The sequence below is a fragment of the Aquipuribacter sp. SD81 genome (assembly GCF_037153975.1).
In the GTDB taxonomy this organism is placed as follows: domain Bacteria; phylum Actinomycetota; class Actinomycetes; order Actinomycetales; family JBBAYJ01; genus Aquipuribacter.
On the sequence record NZ_JBBAYJ010000022.1, the window covers coordinates 42,452 to 55,639 of the forward strand.

The 13,188-nt window shown below is 76.7% G+C and carries 10 protein-coding genes; 7 read left to right on the forward strand and 3 right to left on the reverse strand.

All coding sequences use genetic code 11. From position 1 onward, the window contains the following. Nucleotides 1-24: 24 nt before the first annotated feature. Complete coding sequence (locus WAA21_RS13665) at nucleotides 25-2,097, reverse strand: Ig domain-containing protein (protein WP_336923371.1); 2,073 nt, start codon at nucleotides 2,095-2,097, stop codon at nucleotides 25-27. A 161-nt stretch (nucleotides 2,098-2,258) separates the two neighbouring features. On the opposite strand from WAA21_RS13665, the gene WAA21_RS13670 reads away from it, so the two are divergent. The 7 genes from WAA21_RS13670 to WAA21_RS13700 all read left to right on the forward strand — a co-directional run bounded on the left by WAA21_RS13670 (nucleotide 2,259) and on the right by WAA21_RS13700 (nucleotide 11,380). Then, nucleotides 2,259-3,953 (forward strand): phospholipid carrier-dependent glycosyltransferase, encoded by a 1,695-nt coding sequence (locus tag WAA21_RS13670; RefSeq protein WP_336923372.1) that lies wholly within the window; start codon nucleotides 2,259-2,261, stop codon nucleotides 3,951-3,953. A gap of 170 nt (nucleotides 3,954-4,123) precedes the next feature. Then, nucleotides 4,124-5,008, forward strand: coding sequence for a glycosyltransferase (locus WAA21_RS13675; protein WP_336923373.1), 885 nt, complete (start codon nucleotides 4,124-4,126; stop codon nucleotides 5,006-5,008). Further along, nucleotides 5,005-6,438, forward strand: coding sequence for a glycosyltransferase family 4 protein (locus WAA21_RS13680; RefSeq protein WP_336923374.1), 1,434 nt, complete (start codon nucleotides 5,005-5,007; stop codon nucleotides 6,436-6,438). The genes WAA21_RS13675 and WAA21_RS13680 overlap by 4 nt, the downstream gene beginning before the upstream one ends. After that, on the forward strand, nucleotides 6,435-7,871 hold the full coding sequence (locus WAA21_RS13685; protein WP_336923375.1) for a lipopolysaccharide biosynthesis protein: 1,437 nt from the start codon (nucleotides 6,435-6,437) through the stop codon (nucleotides 7,869-7,871). The genes WAA21_RS13680 and WAA21_RS13685 overlap by 4 nt, the downstream gene beginning before the upstream one ends. Beyond that, nucleotides 7,868-9,007, forward strand: coding sequence for a glycosyltransferase family 4 protein (locus WAA21_RS13690; RefSeq protein WP_336923376.1), 1,140 nt, complete (start codon nucleotides 7,868-7,870; stop codon nucleotides 9,005-9,007). Before WAA21_RS13685 ends, WAA21_RS13690 begins: the two co-directional genes overlap by 4 nt. Continuing rightward, a complete protein-coding gene (locus tag WAA21_RS13695) occupies nucleotides 9,004-10,236 on the forward strand; it encodes a hypothetical protein (protein WP_336923378.1) in 1,233 nt (410 codons plus the stop codon). Before WAA21_RS13690 ends, WAA21_RS13695 begins: the two co-directional genes overlap by 4 nt. Continuing rightward, nucleotides 10,226-11,380, forward strand: a complete 1,155-nt coding sequence (locus WAA21_RS13700; protein ID WP_336923379.1) for a glycosyltransferase — start codon at nucleotides 10,226-10,228, stop codon at nucleotides 11,378-11,380. Before WAA21_RS13695 ends, WAA21_RS13700 begins: the two co-directional genes overlap by 11 nt. 4 nt (nucleotides 11,381-11,384) lie before the next feature. On the opposite strand, the gene WAA21_RS13705 is transcribed toward WAA21_RS13700, so the two are convergent. Together WAA21_RS13705 and arfA are read right to left on the reverse strand one after the other, a co-directional pair. After that, nucleotides 11,385-11,576, reverse strand: a complete 192-nt coding sequence (locus WAA21_RS13705; RefSeq protein ID WP_336923380.1) for a PspC domain-containing protein — start codon at nucleotides 11,574-11,576, stop codon at nucleotides 11,385-11,387. A 51-nt stretch (nucleotides 11,577-11,627) separates the two neighbouring features. Beyond that, a complete protein-coding gene (gene arfA / locus WAA21_RS13710) occupies nucleotides 11,628-13,184 on the reverse strand; it encodes an arabinosylfuranosidase ArfA (RefSeq protein WP_336923381.1) in 1,557 nt (518 codons plus the stop codon). Nucleotides 13,185-13,188 lie beyond the last annotated feature (4 nt).

The following is a 13,188-nucleotide window of genomic DNA, read 5'->3' on the forward strand; positions in this document are numbered from 1 at the left end:
CTGAGCCGGACGGGAGCGTGCCGGTCAGCGCAGGCGCAGCTCCTGCGTCGGCGTCCAGCGCGACCACCGGGTGGTCGTGGCCGAGCGGAGGAGCGTCCGGCTCCGGACGAGCCGGGCGGGCGACACCTTGAGCGACAGCGAGGTGCGCCCCACCGCGCCGAGGTCGTCGACCACCTCGACCGTGACGGTCCACGTGCCGGCGGCGGGGGCGGTTCCGCGGAGCTCGCCGGCCCCGCTCAGGGTGAGCCCCGGCGGCAGCTGGACCGCCCGCCACGTGCACGGGCACCAGCCGCCCTCGGCGGTCAGCGTCGTGGCGTAGGTGGCGCCGCTCGTCGCGCCCGGCAGGTTCCGCTGCCGTACGCGCGGCGCGGCGCGCACCTCCAGCGGCAGCGACCGGGAGCTGCGGGTGCCGGTCGCGTCGGTCACGGTGAGCACGACCGTCGACGTCCCCGTCGCGGTGGGGCGGCCCTGCAGCCGCCAGCCGGTCGTCGTGCTCGCGAGGCCGAGGCCCTGCGGCAGGCCGGACGCGGTCCACGTGAGGGCGCCCGTGCCGCCGCCGGCGTCGAGGGCGGCGGAGAAGGGCAGCGCGGTCGAGGCCCGGGGCAGGGCGTCCGTCGTGACGACCAGGGGCGCGGGCGGCGGGGTCGGGCCGGTGGTCGGACCGGTGGTGGGTGTGGGCGTGGCCGTGGGTGTGGGCGATGCGGTGGGGGTGGGCGATGCGGTGGGGGTGGGCGTGGTGGTGGGGGTGGGCGATGCCGTGGGTGTGGGCGATGCCGTGGGTGTGGGCGACGCCGTCGGCGTCGGCGAGGAGGAGGGGGTGGGGGCGCTGAGGCGCCGGTCCTCCGCGATGGCCGCGGCGAGGTCGCCCACGCCGGCGTAGACGCCGCCGAAGAGGTCGGGCTCGAAGGCCCACACCACGCCGAGGAGGTCGAGCCGCCGGGCCTGCTCGAAGGACAGCGCCATGTCCTCGACGGTGTCCCGACCGGTGTTCTCGCCCATCACCTCCAGCGGCACGGTGCGCGAGCGCGCGAGGTGGGCGAGGTAGCGGACCGGGCTCCAGTACCGCTGGTCGGTGCCGGCGTCGCGGCTGGCGTCGGCGTTGAGCCACGTCGTGTAGACGACGACGTCCGGGTCGGTGATGCCGCCGACGAAGCGGGCGACGTCGAAGCCGCGCTGCACCTCGCCGTTCCGCTCGGCCGACGTGGTCCCGGCGAGGTCCGCCGCGACCGCGGCGTCGAGCTGTCCCGGCCGGACGCCCCACGAGGGGTACATCATGAGGAGCCTGCCGGGGTACAGCCGCCGCACCGTCGCGATCTGCCAGTCGTGGTAGTCGTCGAGGGAGGCCATGTACCACTCGGCGAAGGCGGCGGCCGCGGCGTGGTCGGGCGAGGGGGTGCCGGGCACCCAGCCCGGCACCGGGTTCGGACGCACACCCGGCGGCAGCCCCGGCGCGGCTCCCCTGGCGAGCCGGTCGAAGCCCCAGTACGCGTTCGTCCGGGTCCCGTACACCGCCTCGGGGTAGTTGAGCTCGCCGTACCAGCCGCCGCCGAGCCGGACGCCCCAGAAGTCGGTCCCGAACGTCGCGAGCACACGGGACAGGTACGCGGCCTGCTTGTCGCGCATGGTCTGGTTGAAGACCATGTTGGCGACCTTCTTGCCGGTCTCCGCGGGGGCGTAGGCGTCGCCGTACTGGTTGACGAAACGGCTGTCCGGGTAGGCGAGCAGCCAGTCCGGCGGGTACTGCACGCCGGTGCCGAGCACGACGTGGCGCCCCGCGGCGCGGTACGCCGCGAGCTCCTCGCGCACCTGCGCGACGTAGGCGGCGTCGACCTGACCCTCGACCGGTTCGAAGCGGCGCCACACGACCTGCAGCGTCGCCGTGTCGACGCCCGCGGCACCGGTCTCCGCCAGCCGGGCCGGCGAGGTCTGCAGGGTGCCGTAGACCCGTCCGGCCGCGGTGGCACCGCCGGTCGTGCCGGTGGTCCCGGCGCGGGCGGGCGCGCCGAGCAGGGGGCCGAGCAGCGCGAGGGCGAGCACGACGACGGCGGCCGTGGCCGCGGAGCGGGCGGAGGGGCGTCGGGCCGGCGAGAGGGGCACGCTGCTGTGATCGTCGGTGCCGGCCCGTCGCTTGTTAGCCTTCCCCGGCGTCCACCGCCGGTGGAGACCATCACGTTGAGTAGGCACCGGCCACGACGGGTAACGAAGGTGACGACAGGTCACGGGTGGCCGCGGTGGCCGGCCCGGAGGGAGGACGGCGGATGCCCTCGGACACCCGCCCTCGCCCCACGCCGCTGCGGGCCGGGCACGCCTCGCCCGGCGGGGGGTGGTCGGTCACGGGTCTCGTCGTGCTGCTCGGTGTCGTGCTCGTCGGCGGGCTGGCCCGGCTCTGGCGCCTGCCGACCGCGTACGACCTCTTCATCGACGAGGTGACGTACACCGACATCGCCCGCAGCGTCGCCGCGGGGGAGGGCGTCCTGCTGCACGGTGAGCCGTTCTTCCTGCACCCGGCCGGCGTGTTCTGGGTGCTGGCCGGGGCCGAGCGCCTCCTGGGCCTGCAGGACGCCGGACTGGCGGCGTCGGCCTACTCGTTCCGCGTCGTGCCGGCCCTGCTCGGGGCGCTCACGCCCGGGGTGCTCGCCCTCGTCGTGCGCACGGTCACCCGGTCCTGGCCCGCGGCCGCCGCGGCGGGGCTCGTGCTCGCGCTCGAGCCGTTCCTCCTGCGCTTCGACAGCCGCGTGCTGCTCGAGGCGCAGGCCATGCTGCTGGCCGCCGCGGCCCTGCTCGTGGCCGCGCGCGCGTCGCGACGCGCGGGCGACGGCCGGCCGGCGACGCTCCTGCCGGTCGGCGTCGGCCTGCTCGCGTGCGGGGCGCTGCTGTCGAAGGAGACGTACGCCTTCGTCAGCGTGTTCCCCCTCGCGGTGCTGCTCGTGACGGGCTGGGGGCTCCCGCGGCGCAGCAGCGCGGTGGCGCTCGGCACGGCGGTGACCGGCTACCTGCTCTACGTCGCCTCCGTCGCCGCCGACGGGCTGCTCGGGGTGTGGTTCGAGGAGAAGACGACGGGCGTGCGCCGGTTGCTCGGCCTCGTGCAGGAGACCGGGTTCAACCGCGAGGGCAGCCCGGGCTTCGTCGACCGCCTCGTGGCGAACCTCGGCGTGCTCGGCTCCACGTACCTCCTCATCGGGCTCGGCGGCGTCGCCACCGCGTGGCTCGTGTGGCGGCTGTGGCGGCGACGGCCCGTGCCGGTCGAACGCGGGCCGCTCGTCGTCCTGCTCGTGTGGGTCGCCTGCGGTGACGCCCACGCGGCCTACGCGCTCACCCTCGGCACGCTCGAGGAGCAGATGTTCTACCTGCTCGTGGCCACGGCGGTGCCGGTCCTCGCCGTCGCGGCCACGGTCGCCCTGCGCGTCGCGGGCGCCGGTGCGACGACGCGGTCGGCGGGCACCACGACCGACGGCACGAGCGAGGGCACGCCCGACAGCACGCCCGACGGCACACCGGACGGCACGGCGGGAGCGCGTCGCCGCGCGACGGGCGTGCGGGCGGGGTCCCGCTCCCTCGCGGCCGCGCTGGCGGTGGGCACGGCGCTGCTGCTGGTGTGGGAGGCCGGGGTGTGGTGGCGGCTGCGGTCGGTGCCGGACGACGGGTACCTGCGGCTGCTGGAGTGGACCGCCACCGGCCTGCCGGACGGGGCGCGGGTGGCCACCACGGAGGAGACGCTGCAGTTCCTCCTCGACGACCACCTCGTGCAGCGCCTGGGCACGGGGGCGGAGGTGCGCGAGTTCGGCGCGTCCCACGTCCTCGTGGTCAGCGAGCTCGTCGACCAGGGGTACAGCGAGGTCGACGACGAGCTCGCCGCCCTCGTCGAGGACGGCGACGTGGTGTTCCGGTCCTCGACCCGGACGGTCGGGGAGCTCCTCGTCGTCGAGCTCGCGCCGGACCCCGCGGCGGACTGAGACCCGGTCCGGTCCTGTCGCGATGTGTCATGTCGCGCCCGTGGTGGAACACTTCTGGCGGAGCGCGGGTTACGAGCAGATGGCCACGCGCTGAATTCTCGGGGATGAGAGCCCACGCCCTCAGGGGCTCTCGGGCGCTTCCTGTACGCCAACGACCCCCCATCGGAGATGTGTTGACCTCCTCGCTCGACGTCCGTCCCACGCCGACCCCCACGCCGACCCCCGCGCCGACCCCCGCGCCGACCCCCGCGCCGGCCCCTCGGCCGACGGCCGGTCTCACCCGTCCCCGCGTCGACCTCGAGGTCGTCGTCCCCGCCCTCAACGAGGAGCGGCGGCTGCCGGAGACGCTCGCCGCGACCCTGGGCTACCTCGCCGACCAGCCCTTCTCCAGCGCGGTCGTCGTCGTCGACAACGGCAGCGTGGACGGGACCGCCGAGGTGGTGCGGGCGGCCATGGGCGGCCCGGTACCCGTGCACCTCGTCGGCTGCGCCCTGCCCGGCAAGGGCGCCGCCGTGCGCCGCGGCTTCGCCACCGGCACGTCGGACTTCGTCGGCTTCATGGACGCCGACCTCGCGACCCCCGTTGAGACCCTCGACCGCGTCATGCCGCTGCTGCGTGCGGGCACGGCGGCCGTCATCGGCTCCCGGTCCGTCGCGGAGGCGCAGCGCGTCGTGCCGCAGGGCCTCGTCCGCCGCATGGGCGGCGAGGTGTTCCGGGCCACCGCCCGCACCGTCCTGCCGCACATCGCCGACAGCCAGTGCGGCTTCAAGTTCTTCCGCGGCGAGGTCGTGCGCGACGTGCTCGGCCGCTGCACGGTCGACGGCTTCAGCTTCGACCTCGAGCTGCTCGCGCGGCTGTGGCGCGACGGGCACCCGGTGCTCGAGGTGCCCGTCGTGTGGACGGACAAGGCGGGCTCGTCGTTCAACCCGGTCCGCCACGGCGTCCGCTCCTTCGCCGACACCGTCCGCATCCGGCGCGCGGTCGGCCAGCCCTCGCGCACCCCGGCGGGCACCCGCGTCGTCGACCTGCGCGACCGCGTCGGCGCCGCCCGGTGAGCGGGCGGACGCTCGCCGACACCGCCGACCTCGCCGGTCGCCGGGTCCTCCTGCTCAACTGGCGCGACCGCCGCCACCCGCGGGCCGGGGGTGCGGAGGTGTACGTGCACGAGGTGGCGACGCGGCTCGCCGCGGCCGGCGCCGCCGTGACGGTGTTCACCGCCGCCCACCCCGGTGCGGCGCCCGAGGAGGAGGACGCCGGCGTGCGCGTCGTCCGCCGCGGCGGCACGTTCGGCGTGTACCTCGCGGCCGCGCTGTTCCTGCTGCGCAACCGGCGGCGCTTCGACGTCGTCCTCGACTTCCAGAACGGCATCCCCTTCTTCGCCTCGCTGTTCGCCTCGCGGCGCACCGCCGTCGTCCTCGTGGTCCACCACGTGCACCAGGACCAGTTCCTCCTGCACTTCCCGTGGCCGGCGAGCCGCGTCGGGCAGGTGCTGGAGGGCCCGGTGAGCCGCGTGGTGTACGGCCGCCGCCCGGTGGTCGCGGTCTCGCCGTCGACCCGCCACGACGTCCGCCGCCGGCTGCGCCTGCGCGGGCCGATCCACGTCGTGCCCAACGGGCTGGCCTCGCCCGTCCGCGACGTCGACCGCGCGCCCGACGAGGCGCCGCGCGTCGTCGTCGTGAGCCGCCTGGTCAGCCACAAGCGCTTCCACCTGCTCGTCGAGGCCGTGCCCCGCCTGCTCCCCCGCTGGCCGGGGCTGCAGGTCGACATCGCCGGTGACGGCCCGGAGCGCGCGCAGCTGCAGCGCCTCGTCGACCAGCGCGGTCTCGGGGACCGGGTCCGGCTGCACGGCTTCGTCAGCGCCGCGTTCCGCGAGGAGCTCCTCGAGCGCGCGTGGCTGACCGTCAGCCCGTCGCAGAACGAGGGGTGGGGCCTGACGGTCGTGGAGGCGAACGCCGCCGGGGTCCCCGCGGTCGCCTTCGCGGTGCCCGGCCTCAAGGACAGCGTCGTCGACGGGCGCACCGGCTGGCTCGTGCCGCCCGAGGGCGACCTCGCCGACGGCATCGACCGCGCGCTCATCCACGTCTCGGACCCCGCGGCCGCCCGGGCCGTCGCCGAGGAGTGCCGTCGCTGGGCCTCCCGCTTCTCCTGGGACGCCACGGCCGAGCGCCTCGCGGCCGTCGCGCTCGGGGAGCTCGACCGGGTGCGGCACCTGCCGCGCAGCCGTCGGGCCGCCACCGACCTCGCCGCGCGCGTGGACCTGCTCGCCGACCCCGCGGTCCCGGCCGAGGACGTCGCGGCGACGGTCCGGGCGCGGCTGCGCCGCTCCGACCAGGTGTCCGTCGCCTCCGGCGCCGTGCGGCTCGTGCTGCCCGGCTGCGACGAGGCCGGGGCCGAGCTCGTGGTGGCGCGCCTCGACGGCTGCGCCGACGTCGCCGGCATCGGTCTGGCGACCCCGAGCGAGCTCCTCGTCGGGGCCGGCGGGTGACGGGGCGGCTCGACAGCCGCACCGACGCGGGCGCCCGCGCCGAGGAGGAGTCGACCGCGACCGGGCTCGTGCGGGGCGTGCGGTGGCTCACCGTGTCGACCCTCGTGCTCAGCCTGCTCAACTACGTCTACTCCCTCGGCCTCACCCACCTGCTCGACGTCGGCGCGTTCGCCGTGTTCGCCGCCGGCCAGGCGCTCCTGCTCACGGCCGGCACGGTGTCGAACGCCGCGGTGCCGTGGGTGCTCGCGCAGACGCTCAGCACCGCCACCGGCGCCGAGGACCGGCGCCGCGCGGTCTGGTTCGGCCTCACGCTCAACACGGGGCTGGGCGTGCTGGGCGGGGCGCTGCTGTACGGGCTCGGGCTCGGCTTCGCCGGCCCGCGCACCTCGCTCGTCCTCGCCGTCGCGACGTTCCTCGTGTTCGTGGCGTCCTCGACGGTCGGGGTGCTCCAGGGCGCGCGGCGCTTCGGCCTGCTCGGGGTGCTCAAGGTCGGTGACTCCGCGCTCAAGATCGCCGTGGGGCTCGCGCTCGTGGCCGTCGGGACGGGCGCGGCGGGCGCCCTCGGCGGTTTCGCCGCGGGCTCCCTGCTCCTCATCGCCGCCGGCGGCTGGGTCGCGCGCCGCGACCTGCGCCGCCCCGTCCGCGGCACGCTGCGCGCCCCGCACCTGTGGCGGACCACCGCGGGCGTCGGCGCGGTGCAGGCGCTGCTGTCGCTGCTCGTCACGCTCGACGTCGTCCTCGTCGCCTACCTGCTGCCCGACGAGGCGGCCGCCACGTACCAGGCGAGCATGATCCTGTCGCGGGTGCCGCTGTTCCTCGCCGGTGCGGTCGCGGCGACGGTCTTCCCGCTCCTGTCGCGCGACCCGGACGGCCTGGAGGACGTGGTCCGGCGGGCCGTCCGCTCCTTCCTCCTCATGGTCGTGCCGTACGCCGTCGCGCTGGCCTGCGTGCCGGCGCCGCTGCTCGCGCTCGTGTTCCCGCCCGAGTACTCGCGCATGTCGGTCGTGCTGCCGCTCACGGCGGTGGCCGGCGCCGCCATCGGCGCGGTCAACCTCGTGACGACCGTCTTCCAGGCCCGGCGCCGCTACGTCCGCAGCGTCGTCGCCCAGGTGGCCGGGCTCGCGGTGCACGCGGGCGCCCTCACGGTCGGCGCGGCGCTCGACGGCCTCGTCGGCATGGCGGTCGGCGCGGTCGTGGGGACCACGGCCTCGCTCGTCGCGCTCCTCGTCGCCGCCCCCGCGCGCTGGCGCCGCGCCCTCGTCCCCACCCCGGACGTGCTCGCGCTGGGCGCGGCCGTCGTCCCGGTCTTCGTGCTCCTGCAGCCGTGGCCGTGGGCGTGGGTCCCGGTCGTCGGCACGACGGGTCTGGCGGCGGCGGTCGTCGCGCTCCGCGGGCGCCCGCCCCGCGTCCGGACCGGGCGGGCGGCGACGTGAGCGCCGCTCCCGGGACCGACCGACCCGCCGGCCCGGCCCGCCGGCTCCGGATCCTGCACCTGGGGTTCGAGGACTGGCGCAAGCCGGGCAGCGGCGGCGGGGCCGTCCGCACCCGCGAGGTCAACGAGCGACTCGCGCGCCACCACGACGTCACCGTCCTCGTGAGCCGCTACCGCGGGGCGCGCGAGCGCGTGGAGAACGGCGTCCGCTGGGTGCCGGTCGGCCTGCCGCTCGGCTACTTCGGCGGCATGGTCAGCTACCTGCTGAGCGTGCCGTTCGCGGCCCGCCGGCGCCGGGCCGACCTGCTCGTGGAGGACTTCGCCGCCCCGGTCGGCAGCGTCCTGCCGGCCTGGTGGAGCCGCCTGCCGCGCGTGGCGGTCGTGCAGTGGCTCAACGCCGAGGAGAAGGCCCGGCAGTACCACCTGCCCTTCGACCGCGTGCAGGCGGCGGGCGTGCGCCGCCACGACCGCTTCGTCGCGATGTCGGAGGACCTCGGCGCCCGCCTCGCCGAGGGCAACCCGGGCGCCGACGTGCACGTCGTGCCGAACGGCGTGCCGGTCGAGGCCTTCGGCACGCAGGCACCCAAGGGCGACGACGTCGTGTTCCTCGGTCGGCTCGAGATCGCCCAGAAGGGCCTCGACCTGCTCCTGGACGCGTGGGCGGCCGCGGCACCTCAGGTCGCCGGGCGCCTCGTGCTGCTCGGCGACGGCCCGGACCGCCGGGAGCTCGAGCGGCGCGCCGCCCGCCTGGGCGTCGCCGACCGGGTCGACTTCGCCGGTCGGGTCGAGGGCGCGGACAAGCTCCGCCGGCTGGCGGCGGCCCGGGTCGTCGTCATGCCGTCGCGCTTCGAGACCTTCGGCATGGTCGCGGCCGAGGCGCACGCCTGCGGCACGCCCGTCGTCGCGTTCGGCATCCCGTGCCTGCGCGAGGTGGTCGTGCCCGGCACCGGGGTGCTCGTGCCCGCCTTCGACACCGGCGCGCTCGCGCGCGAGGTGGTCGCGCTGCTGCGCGACCCCGCCCGCGCCGACGCGATGGGAGCCGAGGGGCGGCGCCTCGCGCGGCGCTACGACTGGGACGTGGTCGCGTCGCAGCAGGAGGAGGTCTACCTCTCCGCGGTCGGGGACGGGCCGGCGTGAGCCGGCGGCCGACCCGCCGCGACGTGCTGCGCGCCGGGGCCGGGACGGCGCTCGTCGCCGTCGCGGGGACGACGATCGTGCTGGCGACGCGGCAGGCCGCGCCGGACCGGGCCATGTGGCGCCGCCCCGGCCACGCCCCCGTGCTCGGGCTGCTGCAGGCGACGCGCGAGCAGCTGCCGGCCATCGCCGACGCGGGCCTGGGCGCGGTGACCCTCGGGGTGCCGTGGGCGCAGGCCGAGCCCGAGCCCGGCCGCCTCGACGACGGCGTGGTCGACGACCTGCGAGGCACGGTCGAGGCGGCCCGTGACGACGGCCTCGCCGTGTCGCTGAGCCCGGGGCTGCAGTACCCGCCCTCGTGGCTGGAGGAGCGCGGCGCGGCGCGCTTCGTCGACCAGGACGGGCGCGAGTGGCACGGCGAGACGGGCGACGACGTGCTCGACGCCGTCTTCGACCCGCTCGTGCAGGAGGCGCAGGAGTCCTTCCTGCGGCGCCTGCTCGGCGCCCTCGACGGGCTCCCGCTCGCCGCGGTGCGCGTCGGCGGGCTCGGCCGCGGCGAGCTCCGCTACCCCTTCGACGACCGCGACGGCGACGCCACGACGCTGTGGGCGTACAGCGCCCCCGCGCTCGAGCGGTCGCCGATGCCGGGGTACCGGCCCGGCGAGGGCACGGACGAGGACGCCGAGGTCGTGCTCGAGTGGTACCTCGACGCGCTCGCCGACCACGGGCGCCGGCAGGCGGAGCTCCTGCGCGGCCTCGTGGCCGAGGAGACCCTGCTGCTCGTCCTCATGCCGTCGTGGGGCCTGCGGCCCGGCGAGGTGGCGGGGGCCGTCGAGGCGGGTCTCGACGGCACCTCGCGCGGCGAGCGCCAGGGGACCGTCACCGAGGGGCTGGACTGGGACCGGCAGCTCGCGGCGCTCGACGGGGTGCCGGGGGTCGCGGCGTGCACGACGTGGCTGGACCCGCCGGACCAGGGCCCCTCGCCCGCGGACACCAGCCCCGGCCGCTACCTCACCGGCGTGGCCGCGCGCTACGCCGTCCCGGTGTGGGGGGAGAACACCGGTGGTAACGACGCCACCGACCTCGACCGGTGCGTGGACCGCGTGCTCGGGCTCGGGCTCGGCGGCCTGTTCTGGATGGGGGCGGCCGACCTCGGCGACGACGGCCGGGCCGACCTCGACGACCTGCGGCGGGCCGCCGCCCGGATGGGAGCCGACGACGATGACGACTGACCTGCCACGCACCAGCCCCCCGGAGGACCCCGGGACGCCACCGTCCCTCGCCGGCACGCGGGCGCTGCTGCTGACCAGCCACCCCGTCGACGCACGCGACGGCGCCGACAAGGAGCTCGCCGTCGCGGTCGTCGAGGGCCTGCACGACGTGCGCTTCACGTGGTTCGGGCGCTCCGGCGCCCGTGGCCGGGAGCCGCTGCGCCGAGGCCGCCGGGTCGCGCTCGCCTCGCTCGACGGCATGCCGGGGCCGGGGGAGCGGGCGCAGGCCGCCGGGCTCGCGCTCGCCCTCGAGCCCCGCGTCGACCTGCTGCACGCCGTCGTGACGGTCGGGCCCCGCTTCGCCGACTACGTGCGGCTGCGTCGCCGGCTGCTCGGGCGGCGCGCCCGGCCGGCGGTCCACACCGTGCCGGCCGTCGCCGACCCGGCCGCGCTGCGGGAGGCGCCGGCGCTCGGGACGACGGTCGTCCTGTCGAAGGCCACCCAGGACCTGCTGCTCGACGCCGGCTACCCCGACGTGCGGCTGTTCCCGCCCGGCATCGACCTCACCCGCTGGGCCGCCTCGCCGCGACCGTCGGGCGGCCCCGCCGTCGCCGCCTTCGCGGGGCACTACGACGACGACGGTGGGCTCTGGGACACCGTCGAGGCGCTCGGCCGGCTCGCGCGCGAGGGCACGGCCCTGCGGGGGCTGTTCCTCATGCGGCCCCGTCCCGGCCAGGACGAGCGGCAGCAGGCGAACCGTCTCACCGCCCGCGCCCGGGCCGCGGGTCTCGACGACGTCGTCGTGCGCGGCCGGGTCGACGACATGCCCGCGGCGCTCGTCGGCGTCGACCTGCTGCTGCTGCCCGCGAGGCGCCTCGCGGGCAAGGCCGACGTGCCCTTCACGGTGCTGGAGGCCATGGCCACCGGCCGCCCCGTCGTCGTCACCGACCTGCCGGAGATGCGGGCGCTCGTCGGCACGGCCGTCACGACGGCGCCCGGCCGCGTCGACCTGCTCGCCGACGCCGTCCGCGACCTGCTCGAGCGGCCGCAGCAGTGGCAGGTGGTCGCCGGGCGCGGCCGGGCCCTCGTCGAGCAGCAGTTCTCCCGCGACGCGATGGTCGGGCGCTACCGCGAGCTGTACGCCGAGCTGCTCGGCGCCACCTGAGCCGTCAGGCGGTCGTCTCCTTGGGGATGATGATCCACAGCGCGATGTAGACGAGCTCGCCGACCCCGAACAGCCCGAACAGGACGAAGCCGAGCCGCACGACCCAGCGGGGCAGGCCGAACCGGTCGGACAGGGCGGCGCACACGCCGGCGATCACCTTGCGGGAGCGGGGTCGGACCAGTCGCGAGGAGGCCATGCGGGAGCAGTACCCGCGCCGGCCCGGACCGACGCCTGCCCGACGACCCGCTCAGCGGCGCACGAGCCGGACGTGCGCCCACGACAGCGGCGGCAGCACCACCTCGGCGCTCGCCGTGCCCCGCTCCGGCGCGTCGCACACCACCCCGTCGAGCGGTCGCAGCGCGACCCGGCCGGGCCGCTCGAGCGTGTTGCTCGCGTGCCGGTCGCCGTCGGGCGCGTCGAGCGCGACGGCGTCGAGGGGACGCAGGGACGGGAAGCCGTGGAGGTCGACCGTCACCGCGGTCGGTGCCGTGGCGTCGCGGTTGGCGAGGAACAGCGACAGGGTGCCGCCCTCGGTCTCCCACGTCGCCGCGGCGTCGACGACCGGGACGTCGCCGTACGCGTCGCTGGTGTGCCGGTCGCCGCCGGGGCGGGCGAGCAGGACGTCGCCGAGGGCGTGGCGCCGCACGCGCTCGAAGGGCAGCGCCGTCGTCTGCTTCCACGCGGGGCCGCCGGGCTCGCTGCGCAGCAGGCCGATGACGTTGACCAGCTGCGCCTGGCAGCCGATCGCCACGCGGTCGGCGTGACGCAGCAGCGCGTGCAGCAGCGTGCCGACGACGACGGCGTCGGTGACGGAGTACTCGTCCTCGATGACGCGCGGCGCGACCCGCCACTCGCTGCGGCCCTGCGCGACGTCGGAGCCGAGGTGCCGGCTCATGTACCAGACGTTCCACTCGTCGAAGGAGACCGTGAGCCGCTTCGCGTGCCGGCCGCGCGCGCGCACGGCGTCGGCGGTCGCGACGACCTGCTCGACGAAGGCGTCGAGGTCCGCGGCGCAGGCGAGGAAGTCGGCCAGGCCGTGCGGGCCCTCGTGCTCCTCGTAGTAGGCGTGGGCGGAGACGTGGTCGACCTGGTCGTAGCACTCCTCCAGCACGACCCGCTCCCACTCCCCGAACGTCGGCATCGAGCGGGCGGAGGAGCCGCACGCGACGAGCTCGACGCCGGGGTCGACGAGGCGCATCGCGCGGGCGGTCTCCGCCGCGAGGCGGCCGTACTCGTGCGCGGTCTTGTGCCCGACCTGCCAGGGGCCGTCCATCTCGTTGCCGAGGCACCACAGCCGGATCCCGTACGGGTCGGCGTCGCCGTGGGCGCGGCGCAGGTCCGAAAGCCGCGTCCCGCTGGGGTGGTTGGCGTACTCCAGCAGGTCGCACGCCTCCTGCACGCCACGGGTGCCGAGGTTCACCGCCATCATCGGCTCCGTGCCGACGAGGCCGGCCCAGCGCACGAACTCCGACAGGCCGAACTCGTTGGTCTCGACCGAGCGCCACGCCCGGTCCAGGCGGCGCGGCCGGTCCCCGACGGGCCCGACCCCGTCCTCCCAGTCGTACCCGGACACGAAGTTGCCGCCCGGGTAGCGCACGACCGCCGGTCCGAGGTCCCGCACGAGGTCGAGCACGTCACCGCGCAGGCCGTGCTCGTCGGCGCTGGGGTGCCCCGGCTCGTAGATGCCGGTGTACACGCTGCGGCCCATGTGCTCCACGAACGAGCCGAACAGCCGCGGCGGCACCGGGCCGACGGTGAAGTCCCGGGCCAGCGAGACGGTCGCGCGGCGGGCGGGCTCGGTCACGGGG

What these genes read in the sequence shown, in the direction of transcription:
- WAA21_RS13705 (WP_336923380.1), bottom strand. Translation starts at nt 11,576, where the DNA reads ATGGCCTCCTCGCGACTGGTCCGACCCCGCTCCCGCAAGGTGATCGCC.
- WAA21_RS13670 (WP_336923372.1), top strand. Translation starts at nt 2,259, where the DNA reads ATGCCCTCGGACACCCGCCCTCGCCCCACGCCGCTGCGGGCCGGGCAC.
- WAA21_RS13700 (WP_336923379.1), top strand. Translation starts at nt 10,226, where the DNA reads ATGACGACTGACCTGCCACGCACCAGCCCCCCGGAGGACCCCGGGACG.